Source organism: Massilia sp. X63 (assembly GCF_041023745.1).
In the GTDB taxonomy this organism is placed as follows: Bacteria; Pseudomonadota; Gammaproteobacteria; order Burkholderiales; family Burkholderiaceae_D; genus Telluria.
This window is the reverse complement of record NZ_JBFTEF010000006.1, coordinates 201,514-225,590: the sequence shown is the minus strand read 5'-3', so window position 1 is coordinate 225,590 and position 24,077 is coordinate 201,514. Positions and strand designations below refer to the sequence as shown.

Annotated in this window: 17 protein-coding genes; 4 read left to right on the top strand and 13 right to left on the bottom strand. The window is 66.4% G+C overall.

The genetic code is table 11. The features are described 5' to 3' along the window. Positions 1–64: 64 nt before the first annotated feature. Complete coding sequence (locus tag AB3347_RS14410; protein ID WP_369092495.1) at positions 65–709, top strand: response regulator; 645 nt, start codon at positions 65–67, stop codon at positions 707–709. A gap of 421 nt (positions 710–1,130) precedes the next feature. Further along, on the top strand, positions 1,131–1,925 hold the full coding sequence (locus tag AB3347_RS14405; RefSeq protein WP_027866725.1) for a Crp/Fnr family transcriptional regulator: 795 nt from the start codon (positions 1,131–1,133) through the stop codon (positions 1,923–1,925). Between the two features lie 174 nt (positions 1,926–2,099). Here AB3347_RS14405 and AB3347_RS14400 read toward each other — a convergent pair whose 3' ends face one another. The 3 genes from AB3347_RS14400 to AB3347_RS14390 form a co-directional block, all read right to left on the bottom strand. Then, entirely contained in the window at positions 2,100–3,206 is a 1,107-nt protein-coding gene (locus AB3347_RS14400; protein WP_369092494.1) for a glycine zipper 2TM domain-containing protein, read from the bottom strand. An 86-nt stretch (positions 3,207–3,292) separates the two neighbouring features. After that, positions 3,293–3,970, bottom strand: a complete 678-nt coding sequence (pdeM, locus tag AB3347_RS14395) for a ligase-associated DNA damage response endonuclease PdeM (RefSeq protein WP_369092493.1) — start codon at positions 3,968–3,970, stop codon at positions 3,293–3,295. Beyond that, complete coding sequence (locus tag AB3347_RS14390) at positions 3,967–6,438, bottom strand: ligase-associated DNA damage response DEXH box helicase (protein ID WP_369092492.1); 2,472 nt, start codon at positions 6,436–6,438, stop codon at positions 3,967–3,969. Before AB3347_RS14390 ends, pdeM begins: the two co-directional genes overlap by 4 nt. Positions 6,439–6,809: 371 nt before the next feature. Between AB3347_RS14390 and AB3347_RS14385 the strand changes: the two genes are divergently transcribed. Beyond that, positions 6,810–7,046: a hypothetical protein gene (locus AB3347_RS14385; RefSeq protein WP_369092491.1), complete on the top strand. Its 237-nt coding sequence runs from the start codon at positions 6,810–6,812 to the stop codon at positions 7,044–7,046. 48 nt (positions 7,047–7,094) lie between these two features. Continuing rightward, complete coding sequence (locus tag AB3347_RS14380; protein ID WP_369092490.1) at positions 7,095–7,703, top strand: GGDEF domain-containing protein; 609 nt, start codon at positions 7,095–7,097, stop codon at positions 7,701–7,703. Positions 7,704–7,748: 45 nt separating this feature from the next. Here the strand turns inward: AB3347_RS14380 and AB3347_RS14375 are convergent, their stop codons facing one another. From AB3347_RS14375 to AB3347_RS14330, 10 genes are all read right to left on the bottom strand, one after another. Further along, positions 7,749–9,383, bottom strand: a complete 1,635-nt coding sequence (locus tag AB3347_RS14375) for an ATP-dependent DNA ligase (protein ID WP_369092489.1) — start codon at positions 9,381–9,383, stop codon at positions 7,749–7,751. Beyond that, positions 9,376–10,449, bottom strand: coding sequence for a ligase-associated DNA damage response exonuclease (locus tag AB3347_RS14370; protein ID WP_369092488.1), 1,074 nt, complete (start codon positions 10,447–10,449; stop codon positions 9,376–9,378). Before AB3347_RS14370 ends, AB3347_RS14375 begins: the two co-directional genes overlap by 8 nt. A 27-nt stretch (positions 10,450–10,476) precedes the next feature. Next, positions 10,477–12,183 carry an ATP-dependent DNA helicase RecQ gene (locus tag AB3347_RS14365; RefSeq protein WP_369092487.1) on the bottom strand — a complete coding sequence of 569 codons (1,707 nt, stop codon included), beginning with the start codon at positions 12,181–12,183 and terminating at the stop codon, positions 10,477–10,479. Between the two features lie 502 nt (positions 12,184–12,685). Further along, positions 12,686–14,257, bottom strand: a complete 1,572-nt coding sequence (gene ahpF, locus AB3347_RS14360) for an alkyl hydroperoxide reductase subunit F (RefSeq protein WP_369092486.1) — start codon at positions 14,255–14,257, stop codon at positions 12,686–12,688. Between the two features lie 122 nt (positions 14,258–14,379). Further along, entirely contained in the window at positions 14,380–14,943 is a 564-nt protein-coding gene (gene ahpC / locus AB3347_RS14355; RefSeq protein WP_224942955.1) for an alkyl hydroperoxide reductase subunit C, read from the bottom strand. Positions 14,944–15,168: 225 nt separating this feature from the next. Continuing rightward, entirely contained in the window at positions 15,169–16,383 is a 1,215-nt protein-coding gene (locus AB3347_RS14350; protein ID WP_369092485.1) for an ATP-binding protein, read from the bottom strand. Continuing rightward, positions 16,380–16,997, bottom strand: a complete 618-nt coding sequence (locus tag AB3347_RS14345) for a chemotaxis protein CheB (protein ID WP_369092484.1) — start codon at positions 16,995–16,997, stop codon at positions 16,380–16,382. The genes AB3347_RS14350 and AB3347_RS14345 overlap by 4 nt, the downstream gene beginning before the upstream one ends. Next, positions 16,994–17,851 (bottom strand): protein-glutamate O-methyltransferase CheR, encoded by an 858-nt coding sequence (locus tag AB3347_RS14340; protein WP_369092483.1) that lies wholly within the window; start codon positions 17,849–17,851, stop codon positions 16,994–16,996. The genes AB3347_RS14345 and AB3347_RS14340 overlap by 4 nt, the downstream gene beginning before the upstream one ends. 2 nt (positions 17,852–17,853) lie before the next feature. Continuing rightward, positions 17,854–21,339: a response regulator gene (locus AB3347_RS14335; protein WP_369092482.1), complete on the bottom strand. Its 3,486-nt coding sequence runs from the start codon at positions 21,337–21,339 to the stop codon at positions 17,854–17,856. Positions 21,340–21,476: 137 nt separating this feature from the next. Then, positions 21,477–24,053 (bottom strand): excinuclease ABC subunit A, encoded by a 2,577-nt coding sequence (locus AB3347_RS14330; protein ID WP_369092481.1) that lies wholly within the window; start codon positions 24,051–24,053, stop codon positions 21,477–21,479. Positions 24,054–24,077: the final 24 nt, after the last annotated feature.

Below are 24,077 nucleotides of genomic sequence, written 5' to 3'. Positions count from 1 at the left end.
TACCGGTACGATCCCGTGTTAGCCTGCATCGGTCATCGTCGCGTTCACCTCGAAGGATGGATTTATGATTCGCATAGTCATTGCCGACGACCACACGATCATGCGCGAAGGCCTCAAGCGCATCCTCGACGGCGCACCGGATATCGAGATCGCCGGGGAAGCGACCAACGGCTTCGAAGTGCTGGCCCAGGTACGCCAGGGCGGCTTCGACCTGCTGCTGCTCGACCTCTCGATGCCGGGCCGCAGCGGCGTCGACCTGATCCGCCAGGTGCGCAGCGAAGCGCCCAAGCTGGCGATCCTGATCCTGACCATGCACGAGGAAGAGCAGTACGCGGTGCGGGCCATCCGCGCCGGCGCCCAGGGCTACCTGACCAAGGAAAGCGCGGGCACCCAGCTGGTGGGCGCCATCCGCAAGGTGGCCTCGGGACGTCCATATATCAGTACCGAGGTGGCCGAGCAGCTGGCCCTGAACATCATGACGCCGAACGAACAGCTGTTGCATAAACAACTGTCGGACCGCGAGTTCGAGGTGTTTTCGCTGCTCGTCGGCGGGAAGTCGATCACGGAAATCGCGAACAGCCTGCACCTGTCGGTCAAGACGGTCAGCACCCACAAGACCCGCATCATGCAGAAGATGGGCATGACGTCGTTGTCGGAAATGGTCCAGTACGCCGTGGCGCACAGGCTCTTGTCTCCGATGAAGGCGTAATACAAAGACGTTTTAGACACGCGGCAGCTCGTTTTGTGCCTGCGACGCCACGCTTCCAGGGTAGGAATTTCTACCCTGACCTGCTCCCCTCCTCGCTCCCCCCTCCCCGCACTTCCCTCTGGCGCCCCATGTCGCGGGTCGGAATATTCCTACAAGCCTGTCATCCTTCCTACCTACATATTCAGCCATCGCTGATATCCGTGCCGGACTCGTGTTGGCATACTGAATTCAGCGTTTCGACTTGCTTGCGATCCAAGTCCCAGCGTGAGCCACCGGCAGCGGGAATTTTCCAAAGCACCGGTTGCCTGCTCCGCCCTGTGGTCGCCGCCTGAAACCCTGAGTCTTTCACCTGGAGATGAGCATGCAGTCCCAGCCAACGTCAGAACCACGCAACGTCACTCAGCCGACCCTGCATACCCCCATGGAAGCCGGCCGCCAGCGCCAGGGACGTCTCTGGTCGAACCTCAAGGAAGTCTGCGACCTGCTGCGCATTCCCGCCAGCGTCTCGGTCACCTCCGAAGAACTGCTGTTCCAGCACGTCCAGTTCAAGACCGGACAGCGGGTACACACCATCGGCCAGGCCTTCGACACCCTGTACATCGTCAACTCCGGCTTCCTCAAGACCGTGCTCATCGACGAGTTCGGCAACGAGCAGGTGCTGAGCTTCCCGATGAAGGGCGACATGCTGGGCGTGGACGGCATCCACACCCGCCACTACGCCTCGGAAGCCGTGGCCCTGTCCGACTGCGACCTGATCCTGCTGCCGTTCAAGAAGCTCACCGCCCTCGGCCGCGTCCACGCCGAGCTCGAGAACATGATGTACGGCGTCATGAGCCGCGAACTGGTGCGCGAGCAAACCATGATCGGCATGCTCGGCGCCCTTTCGGCCGAAGCGCGGGTGGCCCGCTTCCTGGTTTCGCTGGCCGACCGCTTCGCCGCGATGGGCTACTCGAGCAAGCTGTTCAACCTGCGCATGACCCGCCACGAGATCGGCAGCTACCTCGGCCTGACGCTCGAAACGGTCAGCCGCACCCTGTCGGCCTTCAACGAGATCGGCCTGATCACCGTCGACCAGCGCACCATCGGCATCAAGGACGCCGAGGCGCTCAAGACCCTGCGCCGCCTGCCGCCCTCGCGCTCGCGCACCAAGGGCGGCGCCAAGCAGAAAGCCGAGAGCGAACAGCCCGGCGACGACCAGGTGCTGGCAACCGCCTGATCGGCGTCGTAAAAAACAAGGCCGGTTCCCGCCAGGGCGCCGGCCTTGTTTTTTCGTAGGGTGGGCGGCTATGCCGCCCGCGCGTTCACATCACCTTAGCGCAGAGGCAAACCGATCAGCATTCATGCGCTGCTTGAACGCGTGGGCGGGAGACCCGCCCACGCTACTCTTAAATTATTGGTCGCGCGACAGCACCCCATTGTTCACCCGCACCCGATCGCCCTGGCGGAAGCCCGGATCGTTGTCGAACTGCAGGGTCTGGGTCGCGCCGCTGTTGGCATAGCGCACCACCACTTCATAGCGCTGCTCGCGGTTCATGTTGCGCTGCACGTTGCGTCCGGCCAGACCGCCGGCCACTGCGCCGGCCACCGTGGCCGCGGTACGGCCGCTGCCGCTGCCGACCTGGTTGCCGAGCAGGCCACCGATGACGGCGCCGCCTGCCGTGCCCAGGTAGTTGCCGTTACCCGACACTTCGATCACGTTGACCGCTTCCACGACCGCGCAATTGGTGCAGTAGCGCGCCTGGCGCGGCTCGCGCGCTTCGTTCAGGCGCCCGCTTGCCAGCAGCGGCCGGCCCAGCACGCTGGTGGTGTAGCGGCCATTGGCGCGGATGGTCGCTGTGACGCGGCTGTCCGGCGCGATCCGGTCCGAGGCGCGAACCGTGTAGACCGCGTCGTATTCGCCCGGTCGCACTTCCGGCAGGAAGAACACGCCGCGCGCGCCGGCGATCGCCACCTCGACCCGGCCGCCGGGCGTGCCGAAGACCGTGAAGCGCAATTCGTTGCCCGGGCCCAGCTCAGGGCTGCCCTGCACCTCGAAACGCTGGATCGCGGGCGCCCCGGCCAGCTGGCCGCGCCGTTCGCGCGGCGCGTTCGGCTGCAGCAGCGATTCGCTCAGCAGGCTGGTCGCCACCTGGTTACCCAGGCGCAGGTTGGCGGTCACCCCGCTTTCGGGGCGGATGCGGTCGTGGGTGCCGATGGTGTAGGTGCCGGTGTACTGGCCCGGCTCGACTTCGGTCAGGTGCAGGTTGCGGGTGGCGCCGTCGATGCGCAGGGTCGCGGTGCCGCCCGGGCTGCCGTACATGTCGAAATGCAGCTCGACGCCCGGGGTCAGGCGGCGCACCTCTTCCACGTTGAATCCGTTGATGACCGGGCCGTAGGCGCGGTTGTTCTGGTATTGCTGGGCATGGGCGACGGCGCCGCCCGTCAGCACCGGTCCGAAAGCCGTCGTCATGGCGATGACGGCAGCGAATGCGGCTTGCAACAGCTTACTGAAATGCATGGCTTCTCCTCCCTGGTCGATGGCGGTACCGGATCACCTCATATTCTTAGGGAAATTTACGCTCGGGCACGCCAGGGGTCGGTTCGCTATCGTACGCTGTGCACGCAGTGGACCGCCTCGCCCGAGCTCACGTAGATGCTGTCGCCCGGTTCCGGACGGATCGCGTGACCGCCGGTGAAGGCGCCAAAGGAGGGCAGGATCATCCGCTCCTGCCCGACCACGAAGCACGGCAGGCGCAGCGCATCGAAGCGGGTGGCCAGCACGTAGACCGGATGGATGTGGCCGGCCATGGCGTAGCCGGCGGAATCCAGATCGGGGTGGTGGCAGAAGGCGAAGGGGCCGACCGCATGTGGCTCGTCGACCAGCGCGATACCGAGCGCCGCCGCCGGGTCGCCGGCGTGGCGGTCGTGGTTGCCGCGCACCAGCGTCAGCGCCAGGTCGCGGCGCCGTTCGCGCCAGGCCAGCATGGCTTGCTGGGTCGCGCTGGCATGGGCCGCGCGCGCATGCAGGAAGTCGCCCAGGAAGACCACGTGGCGCGCGCCGTGTGCCTCGACCAGGGCGTCGAGCCCGAGCAGGTTCTCGGTGGTGGTCCCGCGCGGCACCGGCACGCCCAGGGCGCGGAAGGCCGCCGCCTTGCCGAAGTGGATGTCGGCGATGACCAGCATCTTTTCGTGCGGCCAGTACAGCGCCTTTTCCGGCAGCAGCAGCACCGTTTCTCCCCCGACCCGGACGGCCACGCTGCTGCTCGTGCCGCTTGCGCTCATGCCGCGGCCGCCTTTTCGAGTTCGCGCACCATGCGCGCGACGCGGTCGGACAGCTTCTCGGTGCTGACCTTCTCGCGGAAGCGTTCGACCATCAGCGCAAAGCCGAAGGGCGTGGCGCGCTTGACCTCGCGGAAGGCGACGCGGCGCCCGTGCAGCTCGCCGAGGGTCTCGCGCAGGCGCGTCAGTTCCAGCTCCTGCTCCAGCACCTCGCGCTGGGCCTGGCTCAGGAGCAGGTTGCCCGTGTCGTGCTTGCGGAAGACCTCGAAGAACAGCGACGACGAGGCCTGCAGCTGGCGGTTCGACTTCGGCTGGCCGGGATAGCCCTGGAACACCAGGCCGGCGATGCGCGCCACCTCGCGGAAGCGCTGCTGCGACAGCTGGGTGGCGTTCAGGCTGCCCAGCACGTCCTCGAGCAGGCAATCGGTGCTCAACAGATCTACCCCTGCCCCGGTTTCCGCGGTGAAGATGCGCGGCCAATCGACCGGCTCCGGCGCGAGCAGCTCGAAACCGTAGTCGTTGATCGCAATCGAAAAGGTCGAGGGCTGCATGCGCCCGATCCGGTAGGCCAGCAGCGACGCCAGCCCCATGTGCACCGAACGCCCCGCGAACGGATACACGAACAGGTGCCAGCCTTCGCGGCTCTTCATGCTCTCGATCACCAGGGTCTCGCTGGTGGGCAGCGCCGACCAGCGGCACTGGATCTCGATCAGCGGGCGCAGCGCCTCCATCTCGGGGCCGTCGTAGATGCCCTGGGAGGCCAGGCGCAATTCCTCCAGCGCGGCATGCGCCAGTTCCGAGGACATCGGCATCTTGGCGCCCTGCCAGCGCGCGATCGCCCCGCGCTTGCTGGTGGCGCGCTTCACGAACGCGGTCATCTCGTGCACCCGCACGAATTCCAGGATGCGCCCGCCGAACAGGAAATGGTCGCCCGGCTTCAGGCGCGAGATGAAGGATTCCTCGACGCTGCCGATGCGTCCCCCGCTCATGTACTTCACCGAGATGGTCGAATCGGACACGATGGTGCCGATGCCCATCCGGTGGCGCCGGCCGATGGCGGTATCCGGCACCCGGTAGACGCCCTCCTCGTCCGGCAGCACGCGGCGGTATTCCGGATACACGGTCAGGCTCTGGCCCCCGCGCGCGACGAAATCGAGCGCCCACTGCCATTCTTCCTCGTCCAGGTGGCGGTAGGACCAGGCGCGCCTGACTTCCTCGAACAACTCGCCCGAACGGAAGCCCCCGCCCAGCGCCACCGTGACCAGGTGCTGCACCAGCACGTCGAAGGGCTTGTTCGGCACGTAGCGCCCCTCGATGCGGCGCGCCGCCACCGCCTTCTTGGCGCCGGCCGCTTCCAGCAGTTCCAGGCTGTTGGTCGGCACCAGGGTCACGCGCGACACCCGGCCCGGCGCGTGTCCGCTGCGGCCGGCGCGCTGCAACAGGCGCGCGATGCCCTTGGCGCTGCCCACCTGCAGCACGCGCTCGACCGGCAGGAAGTCCACGCCCAGGTCCAGGCTGGCGGTACAGATCACCGCCTTCAGTTCGCCCTTCTTGAGCCCCATCTCGACCCATTCGCGCACCTCGCGGTCGAGCGAGCCGTGGTGCAGCGCGATCAGGCCGGCCCAGTCGGGGCGCTCGTCGAGGATGTTCTGGTACCAGATCTCGGACTGGGCGCGGGTATTCGTGAACACCAGCGTTGCATCGTAATGTTCGATTTCGCGGATCACCGGCCCCAGCATCTGGAGGCCCATGTGGCCGCCCCAGGGAAAACGCGCCACGTTCTCGGGGATCAGGCAATCGACCTCGATCTTCTTGCGCAGGTCGCCTTCCACCAGCACCCCAGGATCATCCGACGGCGCCCCGCCCAGCAGCACCTGGCGCGCCAGGTCGAGGTTGCCCATGGTGGCCGACACGCCCCACACCAGCAGTTCGGGACGCCAGTGGCGCAGCCGGGCCAGCGCCAGCTGCACCTGCACGCCGCGCTTGCTGCCCATCAGTTCGTGCCACTCGTCGATGACGATCATGTCGAGGTGCCTGAACTGCTCGGCGGCCGCGGCATGGCTCAGCATCAGGGACAGGCTCTCGGGCGTGGTGACGAGCGCGGTGGGCCAGCTACGCGACTGCCGTGCGCGCTCGGCCGAGCCGGTATCGCCAGTACGGGCGCCGATGGTCCAGTCGGGCGCCAGTTCGGCTGCCGACTGTTCCAGCGCGCGCTGGGTATCGGCGGCGAGCGCGCGCATCGGCGTGATCCACAAGACCCTCAGTCCGGCCGCTCGCTTACCCTTGGCAAGCGCGCCGCGCTGCAGCGCCGCGAACCAGACGGCGAAGGTCTTGCCTGCACCGGTATTGGCATGCAACAGGCCGGACTGACCGGCAAGTGCCGCCTTCCAGACGGCAGCCTGAAATGGAAAGACCTTCCATCCGCGCGCTGCGAACCAGTCCTTGACAAGCTTTGGCGCAGGACCGCTCATGCACCCGTGACGGCCGCCCGCCTGCTCGGCCGGATGCGCATGCTGGAAAGATCGCGTGTCGATGTCGTGTTCATGTTCGGAGTGGGCCGGGTAGACCGAAAGTATCAGCGTGTCCGTGTACCGATGCCGGCCGGGCCAGGCAAGCAGCAGCGGCATCGAAGCCTGGCCGAGTCTAGCAGAGGACGATCCCAGGCGGCGCAGGCCAAGCGGCGATGGGCGTCGACACCGTCCCTTCGATCGGCTATCCATTCGAACATTGCTACACGTTATGTATCGAAGAAAGAGTGCTGAACCGGACGAATCGGCGGCAGTTTGGGTGTATGGTTGTTCTTTGCATCGGGACGACGGGCCGTACACCGGCCAGGACATGAATGAGCGAACGCCAGAAACGGACTGACATCCATACGGCAAACGTGGTGATGCGCGGCGTCAATATTCTGCTCGTGCGCGACCCCGTGGTGGCGCGAAAGTACATGGAATACAAGCATGTGCCTGCGCACGTCATCGAACGCGTATTGGACTACCCCACCCTGCGGCGCATGCCCAGTGCCGAACAGCTGAGGTCGGAAGCGATCACGCCGTTTCCGCCCGCCCCGGACGACGATTAGCGCTCCCGCCTGCGTGAGACTACCCTGCCCAGCCATGGTCGGCCGGACATGATGGAGGCCCAGCGGCCCGCCCTGCCGCAGCTGAATGCACTGTTGACGCTGGCGCGCGAACTGTTCCAGGACGACGATATGGACAGTTCGCCAGGGCTGGCGGTACCGGGCCATACGGGGCTGGTCGCCCTGATCGTCGCCTGGGATCACGACCTCGATGGCGCGGACCAGGATGCGCACGCACGGACCATGTCGTCCATTCTGGGACTGACGGCGGCGGCGCTGGGCAAGATCGAAGCACGCACCTCGCTGGAGCACCTCGTCCGCTACCAGCGCGAGCACATCGCCACGTCGGCCGCGGAATATGCCGCCGAACTGGCCCGGCGCGACCTGGCCGCTACCGAAATGCGCATGCTCTCGCTGACCGACGTGCTGACCGGCCTGTACAACCGTCGCGGCATCTTCGTGCAGGCCGAACGCGTCTTCAAGGTGGCACGCCGCAAGCGCGCACGCAGCGCCGTCATCTTCGCCGATATCGACGGTCTGAAGCGCGTGAACGACGAACTCGGGCACGACACCGGAGACCGCCTGATTCTCGACGTGGCGCTCAGTGCCGGCCTGGTGAAGTGCGATCCGCTTGGCGACCAGACGCTGGCGGATGATTGACGGCGCTTTTACTCATGCCTTGCCGATGCCTTGTTCATGCGCTGCTCACGCTCCTGCCGCGGCCAGCAGGCCCTTCAGGGTATCGAGCGTGTCCGCCTCGTCCACCGGCTTGTCGAAGCGGCGCCGCAGGATGCGCGGGAAGCGCACCGCGATGCCGGCCTTGTGGCGGGTGGACAGGGCGATGCCCTCGAAGCCGATCTCGAACACCATGGTCGGCTTCAGCGAGCGCACCGGCCCGAATTTTTCGATGGTGGTCTTGCGCACCGCATTGTCCACCTGCTGGATCTCGGCATCGGTCAGCCCCGAATAGGCTTTCGCGAACGGCACCAGGCGCCGTTCCTCGCCCTGTCCGTCCCACACGGCGAAGGTGTAGTCGGTATACAGCGAGGCGCGCCGTCCGCTGCCGGCCTGGGCGTAGATCAGCACCGCGTCCACCGTGTACGGGTCGATCTTCCACTTCCACCAGGTGCCGACGTCCTTGGTGCGGCCCACGCCGTACTGGGCGCTCCTCGCCTTGAGCATCATGCCTTCGACGCCGCGCTCGCGCGACTGCTCGCGCAGCTGCGCCAGCGCATCCCAGCTGTCGGCCTGCACCAGCGGCGACAGGCGCAGCTGCGGCAGGTCGAGCGCCTGGACCTCGGTTTCCATCAGCGCACGCCGTTCGTGCTGGGGCAGCGCGCGCAGGTCGACCCCGCCGAATTCCAGCAGGTCGTAGCAGCACAGCACGGCAGGCAACTCCCCCAGGAGCTTGGCGCTCAGGGTCTTGCGGCCGATGCGCTTCTGCAGGTCGGCAAACGGGGCCGGCGCGTCGACCCCGGGCTGCCAGATCAGCACTTCGCCATCGAGCACCGTCCCTTCGGGGAGGTGCAGGTTCGCCAGTTCGGGGAAGCGCTCGGTGATCAGGTCTTCGCCGCGCGACCACAGGAAGTTCTGGCCGCCGCGCCGCACCAGCTGGGCGCGGATGCCGTCGTACTTCCACTCCACCTGCCAGTCGTCGACTTCGCCCAGGGCAGCGGGCTCGCCCTGCAGCTGGTGCGCCAGGAAGAAGGGGTAAGGCTGGCCGCCGCGCATCTTGTGTTCTTCGTCGGACTGGGCAGCGATCAGTTGCAGGAAGCTGGTGGCGGTGGGCCGCACCGAGTTGTCGGTCCAGCCCATCAGGCGTTGCGCGATCAGCTTGCTGTCCACCGCCGCGATCGCCGCCAGCGCGCGCGTGACGAGCAGGCGCGACACGCCCACGCGGAAGCCTCCGCCGATGAGTTTGACGAACAGGAAGCGCTCGCGCCAGTCGAGTTCGTCCCAGGCCGCGAACAGGGCGTCGCGGATGGTGCCGGGATCGGCGCCGCGCAGCGGGCCGATCCTGTGCTCCATCCATTCGGCCAGCCCGATCTCGCTGCGCCGTGTGGGCGGCGGCAGGATGTGGGCGATGGTCTCGGCCATGTCGCCCACCGCGTGGTAGGACTCGTCGAACAGCCATTCGTCCAGGCCGGCGTATTCGATGGCGTACTGGCGCAGCAGCTTGGTGGGCACGGCCTGGCGCGGCTTGCCGCCGGCAAGGAAATAGACGGCCCAGGCGGCATTCTCGGGCGCGGCATGCGAGAAGTAGGACTGCAGGGCGTCGAGCTTGCGGGTGGTGGAGGTGGTTTCGTCGAGTTCGGCGTAGAGGCGGGCGAATTCACGCATCGGGCGCTCCTTCAGGCTCATCCGCTGGCGCCGCGCTTGCCGCCTTGCTGGCCGCGGCGCCGGCCGGCGGCAGCGCTTCGTCCTCTTCCTCGTCGCCGTATTCGGTATCGAAGCCCTTGGCATCCAGCCCGTTCTGGCACAGCCAGCGCACCATGGTCGGAATCGATCCGTGGGTAACGATGACCTGCTGCGCTTCGGTCGCCTTGATGGCGCTCATCAGCCCGGGCCAGTCGGCGTGATCGGACAGCACGAAGCCGCGGTCGACGCCGCGCCGGCGCCGGGCGCCGCGCAGCAGCATCCAGCCGCTGGCGAAGGAATCGCTGTAGTCGCCGAAGCGCTTCATCCAGGGCGAGCCGCTGGCCGAGGGCGGCGCGATCACGATCGCGCGCCGCAGCAGCGCCTTGTCGATCTCGCTGACCATCAGCGTCTCCGGCAACTCCACGCCGCCGGCGCGATACACGCGGTTGAGCGGCTCCACCGCGCCATGGCAGACGATCGGCCCGATGGAGGGATCGAGGCGCGACAGGATGCGCTGGGCCTTGCCGAAGGCATAGGCGAACACCACGCTGCAGCGCCCTTCCTCGGCATTGCGGCGCCACCAGGCATTCATCTCGTCGATGACCTGCTGCTCGGGGTCCCAGCGGTAGATCGGCAGTCCGAAGGTGGACTCGGTGATGAAGGTATCGCAGCGCACCGGTTCGAAGGGCGCGCAGGTCTTGTCGGGCTCTACCTTGTAGTCGCCGGAGGCCACCCAGACTTCGCCGCCGCACTCCATGCGCACCTGCGCCGAGCCGAGCACGTGGCCGGCCGGGTGCAGCGAGATGGTGACGCCGTTGTGCGTGATGCGCTCGCCGTACTCCAGGCCCTGCACGGTGATGTCGCCGAGGCGCGACTGGAGCACGCCGACGCCGGGCGCCGCCGCCAGGTAGTGGCCGTGGCCGTAGCGCGCATGGTCGCCGTGGGCATGCGTGATGACGGCCCGGTCGACCGGGCGCCAGGGGTCGATGTAGAACCCGCCGGGCACGCAATACAGCCCTTCCTTGCGGACGACGACCATGTCTCCCATGTGGTCCTTTCTCGTGTCGTGCGAGCCTTACACCGGCTCGAGATAACTTGCCAGGAAAGTATGCGGCTGCTCCTGGTCGGCAAATTCCATCGTCACCTGGTCGCCGGCAACGGCGGTCACCGTGCCTTCACCGTACTTCGGCGCCCTGGCGCGCGCGCCGGCCTCGAACACCGGGCCGCTCGGCGCGGGCGCCGGCTCGCGCTCGAATTCGTCGTCGCGGATCGCGATGTCCTCGAGCAGCGCGGCCGGCGGGTTCAGGCAGTTATCGCACTTGCAGCACTTCTCGAAGCCCGCGACCGTGTCACCGAAATAGTCCAGCAACAACTTCCAGCGGCAAAAACCGCTTACCGCATAGCCTACCATCTGATCGAGCGCCTCGCGTTCCCGTTCAGCTTTCTGGACATAGACCTCGGCCAGTTTGCCGAACACTCCCGGTTCAGGCGCCTTGCTCGCGACCAGGAACTCGAGCTTGCGGTTCTGGCGCAGCAGCTTGGCGTCCTTGAGCAGCTTGAGGCAGACCTTGAGCTTGGCGTCGCCCGCCTCCTCGAGCACCTCTTCCAGGCGCTCGCAAGTGAGCGGCCCCTCGGCGGCCAGTTCGCACGCCGTGTTGTAGACCACCTGCAGCTCGGCCGCGGTCGGGTAATGCTTGACCAGGAAGAACTGCTGGATGCGCTTGTCGTCCTGCAGGAACAGCAGCGTGCACCTGGCGTCCAGGCCGTCGCGTCCGGCGCGCCCCGATTCCTGGTAATAGGACTCGAGGTTGGCCGGGATCTGCAGGTGGATCACGAAGCGGGTGTCGCGCTTGTCGATCCCCATGCCGAAGGCATTGGTGGCCACCATGACGCGGCGCTCGCCGTTCATGAACATGTCCTGGTTGTGCTTGCGCTCGGCGGCTGCGAGCTTGCCGTGGTAGAGGGTGACCGATTCGCCGGCCTCTTCCAGCACGGCCAGCATCTCCTCGGCCACCTTGACGGTGGCGGCATAGACGATGCCGACGCCTTCGGTCTCCTGCACCAGCGTCAAGGCCCGGGACAGCTTTTCCTGCGGGTTGGTGACCTGCACCACGCTGTAGTGCAGGTTGGGACGATAGATGCCGGTGTTGATGACGTTCAGCTTGCGGCCCAGCTGCTTGCCGATATCGGCCACCACGTCCTCGGTGGCGGTGGCGGTCAGCGCCAGCACCGGCGGCCTGCCGAGGGCGTCGAGGGCGGCCGACAGGCCGATGTAGGCCGGGCGGAAGTCGTGGCCCCACTGCGAGATGCAGTGCGCCTCGTCGACCACCACGATGTCCAGGGTCACCTGCCTGAGCACGGCGATGAACTCGGGCGAGACCAGGCGCTCGGGCGTGCAGAACACGATCTCGCAGGCCTCGCCCGCGATCGCCTCGAGGGCGGCCGCTTCTTCCTCGGCGTTCAGGCTGCTGTTGACCTGCACCGAGCGGATGCCCAGCTCTTCCAGCTTTTCGAGCTGGTCCTTCATCAGGGAGATCAGGGGCGAGACCACGATGGTGATCCCTTCGAGCATCTTGGCGGGAATCTGGTAACACAGCGACTTGCCGGCGCCGGTGGGCATGATCGCCAGCGTGTCCTTGCCGTCCAGGACGCTGTCGATGACGTGCTGCTGGCCTTCGCGCAGCTGCTCGATACCGAAGACGGAACGCAGCAGGCGACGGATGGTATTGCGACGCACGGCAAGCAGGCCGCGGTGCAGGAGTTTGGGTTCGTGTCGGGTCATGATGGGAGCTACTCTATGCCCGCCGCCTGCCGCGAACTATAGGACGCCGCCTAGCTCCGGCGTAGGAGCTCAACCAGATGAGCGCCCCAAAGTCGTCGTGACAATGTCACAAGGTTTATTCCTACAAACCCACGGAGGTTTTGCCGATGTTTATTGTCGGGTCCGGGTTTTAAGATGGCTCCATCACCACTACGATTTCATCGATCAGGGAGTCTCATCATGGCACGCCACCATCCAATGACCTGGACCGCAGTCCACCTGGCACTGGCCAGTGCGGCCACCTGGCTGCTGCTCGAGACCGAGGCGCTCACCGGCGCCTTGCTGGTCGCGTTTCATTGATCATAAAGCATCTTTCGCCGATGCCTGCGCACGCTTGCGCTGCGCGGGATCGCCACCGCTTACTGGAGCCGCGTCCTGCAGCACCGGTAAATAAAAACGCCACCTCCCGCATGGGACGTGGCGTTTTTTCTGTTGGCAAGCGGGTGGAAAGCCCGCTCTTCCATTACGCAGCTTTCGCTTGTTCTTCCTCGACCGGCAGGCGCATCAGGTAATCGAAGGCCGCCAGCGAGGCCTTGGCGCCCTCGCCCACCGCGATCACGATCTGCTTGAACGGCACCGTGGTGACGTCGCCGGCAGCGAACACGCCCGGCACCGAGGTCTGGCCCTTGGCGTCGACTTCGATCTCGCCGTGCGCCGACAGGTCCAACGTGCCCTTCAGCCATTCGGCGTTCGGCACCAGGCCGATCTGCACGAACACGCCTTCCAGGTCAACGCGCTTGAGTTCGCCGCTGTTGCGGTCCTTGTACGACAGGCCGTCCACGATCTGGCCGTCGCCGTGGATCTCGGTGGTCTGGGCCGACTTGATCACCGTGACGTTCTTCAGCGAGTACAGCTTGCGCTGCAGGACCGCGTCGGCACGCAGTTCGGCGCCGAATTCGATCAGGGTCACTTCCTTGACGATGCCGGCCAGGTCGATCGCCGCCTCCACGCCCGAGTTGCCGCCGCCGATCACGGCCACGCGCTTGCCCTTGAACAGCGGACCGTCGCAGTGCGGGCAATAGGCCACGCCCTTGTTGCGGTACTCGCGCTCGCCCGGCACGTTGATCTCGCGCCAGCGGGCGCCGGTGGCGATGATCACCGACTTCGACTTGAGCACCGCACCGGTCTCGGTGTGCACCTCGATCAGCTTGCCTTCGACCAGCTTGTTGGCACGCTGGGTGTTCATGATGTCGACGTCGTAGTGCTTGACGTGCTCTTCCAGGGCGACGGCGAATTTCGGGCCGTCGGTTTCCTTCATCGAGACGAAGTTCTCGATGGCGAGCGTGTCCAGCACCTGGCCGCCGAAACGGTCGGCCAGCACGCCGGTGCGGATGCCCTTGCGGGCGGCGTAGATCGCCGCGGCCGCGCCGGCAGGACCACCGCCGACGATCAGCACGTCGAACGGGTCTTTCTGATTCAGCTCGGCCGCCTTGCGGGCGCCGGCATTGGTGTCGATCTTCGACAGGATCTCTTCCACGCTGGTGCGGCCCTGGCCGAAGTGCTGGCCGTTCAGGAACATCATCGGTACCGCCATGATCTGGCGCGCTTCGACTTCGCTCTTGAACACGCCGCCGTCGATGGCGACCACCTTGATGCGCGGGTTGATCACCGACATTGCGTTGAGGGCCTGCACCACTTCCGGGCAGTTATGGCAGCTCAGCGAGATGAAGGTTTCGAATACGTAGTCGCCGTCCAGGTTCTTGATTTGGTCGATGACGGCCTGGTCCAGCTTGATCGGGTGGCCACCCACCTGCAGCAGCGCCAGCACCAGCGAGCTGAATTCGTGGCCCAGCGGGATGCCGGCGAAATCCACGGCGATGTCGGTGCCCACGCGCTTGATCGAGAACGAGGGCTTGCGGGCATTGTTGCCGTCGTTGCGCACGCTGATCTTGTCGCTCAACGCGGCGATTTCGCGGAGCAGTTCATCCATTTCGCGCGCCTTCGGCGAATCATCCAGCGATGCAACGAGCTCAATCGGCTGCACCACTTTTTCCAGATAGGCTTGCAACTGCTTCTTGAGGGTTGCGTCCAGCATGATATTTTCCTCGACTATGACGTTGTTGTTTGAGTATATGGCGGTGCCCGGGATCGGATATGGATCCCTGAAATGCACCGGGCCGCCCACGGCGGCCCGGGACAGTACTACCGAACTGCTATTTAGATCTTGCCGACCAGGTCCAGCGACGGGGTCAGGGTTTCAGCGCCTTCGGTCCACTTGGCCGGGCACACTTCGCCCGGGTGCGAAGCGACGTACTGGGCAGCCTTGACCTTGCGCATCAGTTCCGATGCGTCGCGGCCGATGCCGTTGTCGTGCACTTCCATGACCTTGATCTGGCCTTCCGGGTTCATCACGAAGGTGCCGCGCAGCGCCATGCCTTCTTCTTCGATCATGACTTCGAAGTTGCGTGCCAGGGTGCCGGTCGGGTCGCCGATCAGCGGGTAGTTCACTTTCTTGATGGCGTCCGAGGTGTCGTGCCATGCCTTGTGCGCGAAGTGACTGTCGGTCGACACGCCGTAGACGTTCACGCCCATCTTTTCGAATTCAGGCTGGAAAGCAGCCAGGTCTTCCAGTTCGGTCGGGCAGACGAAGGTGAAGTCGGCCGGGTAGAACATCAGGATCGACCAGGTGCCCTTGAAGTTCTCTTCCGTCAGATCGATGAATTTGCCGTTGTGGTAAGCGGTGGCTTTGAACGGCTTGATCTGGGTGTTGATGAGGGACATGTAATCTCCTGTTTTCGGGTGGTTAAAGATTTGATAGACACCAGTGTACCGACCTGGACGTCTTTTGTGAAATTGATTGACGCGATACTCACAATAGATTTTAACTATCAATCAAGTATTGCTTGCCCCTCGCGGGGGCTCACCGCGCCGGCAGACCGGCGCGATCCGTGAGTGTGGACGAAATGACAGCGGCGTGCAACCCGTGCTTCGATTGCGGTCCGGAAGCTAGACGGCGCTGACCGCCGGCTCGGTCTGCCGGCAGGTCGGCAGCACCAGGGTGAAGGTCGAGCCTTCGCCCGGCTTGCTGGTCACGCGCAGTTCGCCGCCATGCGAGATGGCCAGCTGGCGCGAGATGTACAGGCCCAGCCCCAGGCCCTTGGGCTCGCCGTTGCGCGCGCCGCGTTCGTAGGGCTCGAAGATGCGTTCCAGGTCGCTCGGGGCGATGCCCTTGCCCTCGTCGCGCACGTGGATGCTGACCGTGTCGCCGGCGTACTGCACGCTCACTTCGACCGGCTGGCCGCCGCCGTAGCGCAGCGCATTGGTGAGCAGGTTCACCACCACCTGCTCGATGCGGAACTCGTCCCAGCACCCCTCCACCGGCGGGTGCGGGTTCAGGGAAAGCTTGCAGCCGGTGGCGCTGGCCTGCAGCGACAGGTCGCTGACCACCCGCTCGAGCAGGTCCATCAGCTGGACCTGGCCCGGGCGGATCGACAGCTGGCCGCTGCGCATGCGCGAGACGTCGAGCATGTCGTCGATCAGGCGGATCATCGACTTGATCTGGCGTTCGTCGCGCCGGATCATGGCTTCGAACTGGTCCGGATTGATCGCGCCCAGCGTGCCGCGCTTGAGCTGCAGGCTGCGCATCTGGGCTTCCAGGAACAGGGTGTTGAGCGGGGTGCGCAGTTCGTGCGCCACCAGCGACATGAACTCGTCGCGCATGCGCAGCGAGCGTTGCAGCTCTTCCTGGGTCTGGTTCAGTTCGCGCAGCAGGGTTTCCTGCTCCTGGCGGCTGCGCTCGAGCGCGGCCATCTGGCGCTGCATCTGGCGGCGCTGCTGGTCGAGCGTGACGAACACGTTGACCTTGCTGCGCACCGCGTCCGAATCGAGCGGCTTGTAGAGGAAATCGACCGCGCCGCTCTCGTAGCCCTTGAAGGCGTAGTTCAGTTCGCGCCCGGCGGCCGACACGAACACGATCGGGATGTTGCGGGTGCGCTCGGTGCCGCGCATCAGTTCGGCCAGCTCGAAGCCGTCCATGCCCGGCATCTGGACGTCGAGGATGGCGAGCGCGAAATCGTGCTCGAGCATCAAGGCCAGCGCGTGGTCGCCCGACGAAGCCTGGTAGACCAGGCGCCCTTCGCCGCGGATCAGGGCGTCGAGCGCGCGCAGGTTTTCCGGCAGGTCGTCGACGATCAGGAGTTTGCTTGGGTCTTGGACGCTCATGGGTTCCTCAGCATGGGAAGCAGTGCCCGGATACCGGACAGGGGCAGCACGAGATCGGGGGCACAGCGGCGGATGGCTTCCTCCGGCATCGCGCTGGCCTGCGCTTCAAGGGGGTCCTGCACCACGGTCAGGCCGCCGCGCTCGCGGATCCGGCACATGCCCGCGGCGCCGTCATGGTTGGCGCCGGTCAGCAGGATGCCGGCGAGCAGGGGGCCGTAGGCGTCGGCGGCGGACTCCATCAGCACGTCGATCGCCGGGCGCGCGAACTGCACCGGCGGCTCGCAGCTGAGCGAGAAGCAGCGCTCGCGCTCGACCGACAGATGATACCCCGAGCCGGCAAAATAGATGACGCCGGGCTCGATCCGCTCCTTGTCGCGCGCCTCGCGCACCGGCAGCGCGGCGCGCAGCTCGAACAGTTCGGCCAGGCGGCTGTCGCGGTCGGACGGCACGTGCAGGATGCAGACCACGCCCGCGCGGTGGTCGGCGGGTATCTCCGGCAGCAGCTGGAACAGCGCATCGACGCCGCCGGCCGAGCCGCCGATCACGACCAGCTCGGTGCGCCGGCCGCGCAGGGCCTGCGCGACCTGCTCCGGCGCAGCGCGTGGCACGGTCACGCCACCCCCTTGCGGTAGATGCGCTCGCGCCGCGACAGCACGTCGAAGCGCTCGCCATAGCTGGAGAACTCGATGCTCTCCTTGCTGCCCAGGCCCAGGAATCCGCGGTAGCACAGCGATTCGTGGAACAGGCCGAGCACGCGGTCCTGCAGCTTGCGGTTGAAGTAGATCAGCACGTTGCGGCAGCTGACGAAGTGCGTCTCCGAGAACACGCTGTCGGTCGCCAGGCTGTGGTCGGCGAAGGTCACGTTCTCGACCAGCACCCGGTTGAACAGCGCGCCGTTGTAGGCAGCCGTGTAATAGTCCGAGAACGCGCCCTTCCCGCCCGCCTTCTGGTAATTCTCTGTATAGGTGCGCATGCGGTCGAGCGGGAATACGCCGCGCCGCGCCGCATCCAGCGATTCCGGGTTGATGTCGGTGGCGTAGATGATGGTGCGCTCGAGCAGTCCTTCTTCCTGCAGCAGGATCGCCAGCGAATACACTTCCTCGCCGGTGCTGCAGCCGGCCACCCAGACCTTCAGCGACGGATAGGTCTTCAGGAACGGCACCACGTGCTCGCGCAGCGCCTGCCAGTACTCGGGGTCGCGGAACATTTCGGTGACCGGGATCGTCAGGTACTGCAGCAGCTGGGCAAAGCCGTCCGGCGCATGCATGACCTTGGCCTGCAGGCTCGAGACGGTATCGCATTCCATCTCGCGCATCGCCACCAGGATGCGGCGCTTCTGCGAGGCGCCGGTGTACTCCCTGAAGTCGTAGTTGTACTTCAGGTAGACCGCTTCCATGAGCATCTTCAGCTCGATGTCGAAGTCGTCCGGCGCTGGCGGGACCATGGGATTGGTCGGATTCGTCGACATGCTCAAATACGCTCCAGTGCAGGCATCCACACGCGCAGCAGCGAATACAGGCGGCTCAGGTCGATCGGTTTGGCCAGGTAGTCGTTGGCGCCGGCCGCCAGGCATTGTTCCTGGTCGTCCTTCATGGCCTTGGCCGTGATCGCGATGACCGGCAGGCGGTCGAAGCGGCCGTCCGCGCGGATGCGGCGGGTCGCTTCCAGGCCGTCCATGCCCGGCATCATCACGTCCATCAGCACCAGGTCGATCCCTGGAACCTGGTCGAGCTTGTCGAGCGCTTCGAATCCGTTCCTGCCCACCTCGACCTTGGCCCCGCGCGACTCCAGCGCACTGGTCAGCGCGAACACGTTGCGCACGTCGTCGTCCACCAGCAGGATGGTACGCCCTTCGAACACGCGGTCGCGCCCGCGCACGGCCTTGAGCATGGTCTGGCGTTCCGACGACAGCTCGCTCTCGACCTTGTGCAGGAACAGCGTCACCTCGTCCAGCAGGCGCTCGGGCGAACGGGCGCCCTTGATGATGATCGAGCGCGAGTACTTGAGCAGCTGGGCCTCTTCGTCGCGCGTCAGGTTGCGGCCGGTGTACACGATCACCGGCGGGAAGGAGCACAGTTCTTCGCCGGCCATGCGCTCGAGCAGCTCGCCGCCCTGCATGTCGGGCAGCTTCAGGTCGATGATCATGCAGTCGAAGATCTGCTCCTTCAGCAGGGCCAGGGCGTCGCCGCCGAGGCCGACCGCCCTGATCTCGACGTCGGTGTCGGCGATCAGCTGGACCACGCTTTCACGCTGGCGTTCGTCGTCCTCGACCAGCAGCACGCGCTTGATCTTCTGGCTCGACTTTTCCTGCAGCTTGCGGAACACCTCTTCCAGCTGCTCGCGGCTGGTGGGCTTGAGCGCATAGCCGATCGCGCCCAGGTGCAGGGCCTCGCCGCCGTTCTCCATGCTCGAGACGATATGCACCGGGATGTGGCGGGTGGCCGGATTGTCCTTCAGCTGCTGCAGCACCGACAGGCCGGAGCTGTCCGGCAGGCGAATGTCGAGCAGCACCGCGTCCGGTTTCTGGCTGGCGGCCAGCGCCAGGCCCTCGCCGGCGCTGAGGGCAACCAGGCAACGGTAGTCGAGTTCATGCGCCAGGTCGAACAGGATGCGCGCGAACTCCGGTTCGTCCTCGATCACCAGGACGGTACGCGATGCCCCCGACGCGGCGGCCGGCTGGTCGCGGTCGTCCGGGAAGGTGGCTGCCGGTTCGACCGACGCCGGGGCGCTGGTGGGCGCCGGGGTCGCGGCAATCGCCGGCAGTGCCGCCTGGGCAGGCGCCAGCATCGGCGCCGCCGGCGGCGCGGCGGACACCGCACCGCTGCACGGCAGGCTCAGGGTGAACAGGCTGCCCTCGCCCGGATTGCTGGACACGGTCAGGGTGCCGCCCAGCAGGCTGGTGAGGTCGCGCGAAATCGACAGGCCCAGGCCGGTGCCGCCGAAGCGGCGGCTGGTGGTGCCGTCGGCCTGGTGGAAGGCATCGAAGATCTTGTCCTGCTGGTCCGGAGCGATGCCGATGCCGGAGTCGACCACGCCGAACTGGACCCAGCCTTCCGGCGTGACGCTGACGTTCATGGCCACCCTGCCGCTGTCGGTGAACTTCACCGCGTTCGACAGCAGGTTCTTGAGGATCTGTTCCACGCGCTGGCGGTCGGTGGTGATCGCCATCGGGACGTTCGGCGCGATGACGACGCTGAAGTCGAGCGACTTCTGGCGCGCCAGGGGCTCGAAGCTGCGCGCCAGGCCTTCGACCATGCGGCGCACCGGCACTTCTTCCGGCACCAGTTCGAGCTTGCCCGCCTCGACCTTCGAGATGTCGAGGATGTCGTTGATCAGGTGCAGCAGGTCGTTGCCGGCCGAGTAGATGGTCTGGGCGAAGCGCACCTGCTCTTCGTTGAGGTTGCCGGCCGCGTTATCGGCCAGCAGCTTGGCCAGGATCAGCGAGCTGTTGAGCGGCGTGCGCAGCTCGTGCGACATATTGGCCAGGAATTCGGACTTGTAGCGGCTGGCGCGCTCCAGGTCGAGCGCGCGCTGGCGCAGCTGCTCCTGGGCGCCGGTCAGGGCCGCATTCTTCATGTCGAGGTTGAGCGCCTGCTCGGCCAGCTGGTCGTTGGTGGCGCGCAGCTCGGACTGCTGGTTCTCCAGCGCCGTCTGCGATTCTTCCAGCGCGCGCGACTGCTCTTCCAGCTCCTCGTTGGCGGTGCGCAGCTCTTCCTGCTGCACCTGCAACTCCTCGTTCAGGGTTTGCGTCTCTTCCAGCGCGTGCTGCAGGCGCAGGCGGTACAGCACCGCCGCCATCGAGGCGCCCACGCTCGGAGCGATCAGCTCCATGAACTCGCGGTCGCGCGCTTCCACCTTGTGCAGGAAGCCGATTTCGATCACGCCCTTGATCTTGCCGTGGTTGTTGACCGGCGCGATCAGGAGTTCGCGCGGCGCCGATGCGCCCAGCGCGGAGCCCACCTTGATATAGCTGTCGGGCAGGTCGTGCAGCACCAGGACGCGCTTGTCGATGGCGGCGCGGCTGGCCAGCGAATCGCCCGGCATGATGACCTGGGCGTCGTCGCTGCTGTCGAAGGCGAAGCCGTAGGCGCCGATGCGGCGCAGCACGCCGTCCTCGCCGTACACGTACATGGCGGCCACCGCGCCGTCCAGGTAGCGCACCAGATAGTTCAATACCGCTTCGGCCAGCGGTTCCAGCGAATGAATGCCGGCGCTCAGCCCGGCCAGCTCGGTCTGTCCCGCGCGCAGCCAGTCCTGGTGGCGCAGCTGGGCATTGTGCTCGGCTTCGTGTTCCAGCGTCTCCTGGTAGGAATTCGACAGCGCGACCAGCTGGCGCCGGCCGAACAGCGCCAGGCCCCCGCCTACCAGCAGGCTCAGCAGCAGGAAGGAAGCCACCGACCAGGTCGTGACGCTGCGCGCCTCGTCGTTGCGGTCACGCAGCTGGCGGCGTTCGACGTCGAGGAAATCGTCGTAGGTGCGGCGGATGTCGTCGGTGAGGATCTTGCCGCGGCCGCTGCGCACGGCGTCGATGTAGGCCGGATCGTTGCGGCGGCGGCGCTCGACCATCTCGGCGGCAAAGGCTTTCCACTGCATCTGCGCGGCCTGGATGCGCTTGACGCGCTCGACCTGGGATGGGCTGTCCGCCACCATCTCGGCCATGTTCTGCAGCCCGCTCTCGATGCGCTGCAGCGCCAGCAGGTAGGGCGACAGGAAGCCTTCGTCGCCGGCCAGCAGGTAGCCGCGCATGCCGGCTTCCATATCGGCCGTCAGCTTACTGACTTCCTGGGCATTGCCGATCACCCGCTCCGAGTGCTCGACCCGGTTCAGGACGCTGATCAGGTAGGCAATGATGCCGACGAAGACGATCGCCGTGATGACGCTCAGGCCCAGCGGCAGGGCCACGTTGCGGGTCAGGATGCGGCGAAATTCTGAATTATCGATGCTTGGGCCGGTCATACGTGACGGAAAGTTAGGAAAAAAATATCCTAAGTGTAACGTATGGACCCGGTTTCCGGTCACACAATTGAATGCGTCGAAGACATGGCAATTGTCCTGGCAGAAACCAAGTTGCAGGCGCCGCCGTCTTGCATCCTTTATGGCAGATGGGCCTTCAGGTAGGGCGCCGTACGACTGGCCTTGCAGCGCGCGACCTCTTCCGGCGGCCCGGCGCAGATCAGCTTGCCGCCTTCGTCGCCCGCCCCCGGGCCGACGTCGATGACCCAGTCGCAGCCCGCCACCACGCGCATGGTGTGCTCGACCACGATCACGGTGTTGCCGGCATCGACCAGGCGGTTCAGCTGGAGCACCAGGCGGTCGGCGTCGCGCGGATGCAGGCCGGTAGTCGGCTCGTCCAGCACGTACAAGGTGTTGCCGCGTCCGGTGCGCTGCAGCTCGGACGCCAGCTTGATGCGTTGCGCCTCGCCGCCCGACAGCTCGGTGGCCGGCTGGCCCAGGCGCAGGTAATCCAGGCCCACCTCGGCCAGCACTTCGAGGGAGCGCTCGACCAGCGCCTCGCCCTCGAAGAAGCGGATCGCCTCGCCCACCGTCATGCCCAGCACCTCGGCGATGTTCTTGCCGCGGTAGCGGACCTCGAGGGTCTTGGCGTTGTAGCGCGCGCCCTCGCAGGTCGGGCACGGCGCATACACGCTGGGCAGGAACAGCAGTTCGACCATCACGAAGCCCTCGCCCGCGCAGTGTTCGCAGCGCCCCTTGGCGACGTTGAACGAGAAGCGGCCGGCGTCGTAGCGGCGCTTCTTCGCATCGGGGGTGGCAGCGAACAGCTTGCGCACCTGGTCGAACAGGCCGGTATAGGTGGCCAGGTTGGAACGCGGGGTACGGCCGATCGGCTTCTGGTCGACCCGCACCATGCGCCGGATCCCCTCCATGCCGGCGACGATCCGGCCTTCGAGCGGTAGCGCCGTCTCCTGCTCCAGGCCGGGCTCGTCCGCATCAAGCGCCTCGGCTTCCGGCGCGCCCTGGCCGAGCGCGGCGCCGACCAGCTCCACCAGCACCTGGCTGACCAGGCTGGATTTGCCGGAGCCGGACACCCCGGTCACGGCAGTGAGCACGCCGAGCGGGAAGGCCGCATCGATCCCGTCCAGGTTATTGCGGCGCACGCCTTCCAGGCGCAGCCAGCCGCTCGGCTGGCGCGGCGGGCGCAGTTCGAGCGGCGCCTCGTCGAACAGGTAGCGCCGCGTCTGCGACGCTTCGACTTTTTTCAAACCGTCCGGCTTGCCGCTGTACAGCACCTGCCCGCCCTGCTCGCCCGCTTGCGGACCGACGTCGACGATCCAGTCGGCGCGCCGGATCACGTCGAGCGCATGCTCGACCACGAACAGCGAATTGCCGGCGCTTTTCAACTGGGCCAGGGCGTCGAGCAGGGCTTCGGTGTCGGCCGGATGCAGGCCGGCCGAGGGTTCGTCGAGCACGTAGACCACGCCGAACAGGTTCGAGCGCACCTGGGTCGCCAGGCGCAGGCGCTGCAGTTCGCCCGGCGACAGGGTCGGCGTGCTGCGCTCCAGCGCCAGGTAGCCCAGGCCCAGGTCGAGCAGCACGCGCAGGCGCGCGCACAGGTCCTGGGCGATGCGCTGGGTGACGATCATCTGTTCCGGGTGCTCCCTGGCACGGGTCTTGTCGGTGTTCGCGCTGCCGGCGGCATAGGGTGCCAAGAGATCGGCAAGCCGCGCCAGCGGCAGGCGCGACAGTTCCATGATGTCGATGCCGGCAAAGCTCACCGACAGCGCCTCCTGGCGCAGGCGCTTGCCGCGGCACAGCGGGCATTCGGTGCTCACCATGTAGCGCGCCACCCGCTTCTTCATCGACGCGCTTTCGGTATTCGCGAAGGTCTGCAGCACGTAGCGGCGCGCCCCGGCGAAGGTGCCCTGGTAGCTCGGCGTGTCCTTGCGCCGCAATGCCGCCCGCGTCTCCTTGGGCGTCAGGCCGGCATATACCGGCACGGTCGGGGTCTCGTCGGTGAACAGGATCCAGTCGCGGTCCTTCTTCGGCAAGTCGCGCCAGGGGGTGTCGACGTCGTAACCCATGGTGACCAGGATGTCGCGCAGGTTCTGGCCGTGCCAGGCCGGCGGCCAGGCCGCCACCGCGCGCTCGCGGATGGTGAGCGAGTCGTCCGGCACCAGCGACTGCTCGGTGACCTCATAGACCCGCCCCAGTCCCGAGCACTGCGGACAGGCGCCTTCCGGCGTGTTCGGCGAAAAGGATTCGGCATACAGCAGTTCCTGCCCCGGCGGATAGTCGCCGGCGCGCGAATACAGCATGCGCAGGGAATTCGACAGGGTGCTGACGCTGCCGACCGAGGAGCGCGCGGTGGGCGAGCCTCGCTGCTGCTGCAGGGCCACCGCCGGCGGCAGGCCGTCGATCTCGTCGACGTCCGGCACCGGCATCTGGTGGAACAGGCGGCGCGCATAGGGCGACACCGATTCCAGGTAGCGCCGCTGCGCTTCCGCATACAGGGTGCCGAAGGCCAGCGAGGACTTGCCGGAGCCGGACACCCCGGTGAACACGACGAGAGAACCGCGCGGGATGTCGACGTCGACGTTCTTCAGGTTGTGTTCGCGGGCGCCGCGCACCCGGACGTAGCCCACCCGGCTTTCGCCGGCGGCGGGTGACTGGTCGTGGTCCGCGTGCTTGTGTTGCGGCTGCTTGTTGCGCATGGCTTCCCCGGCATCGTGAGGTCG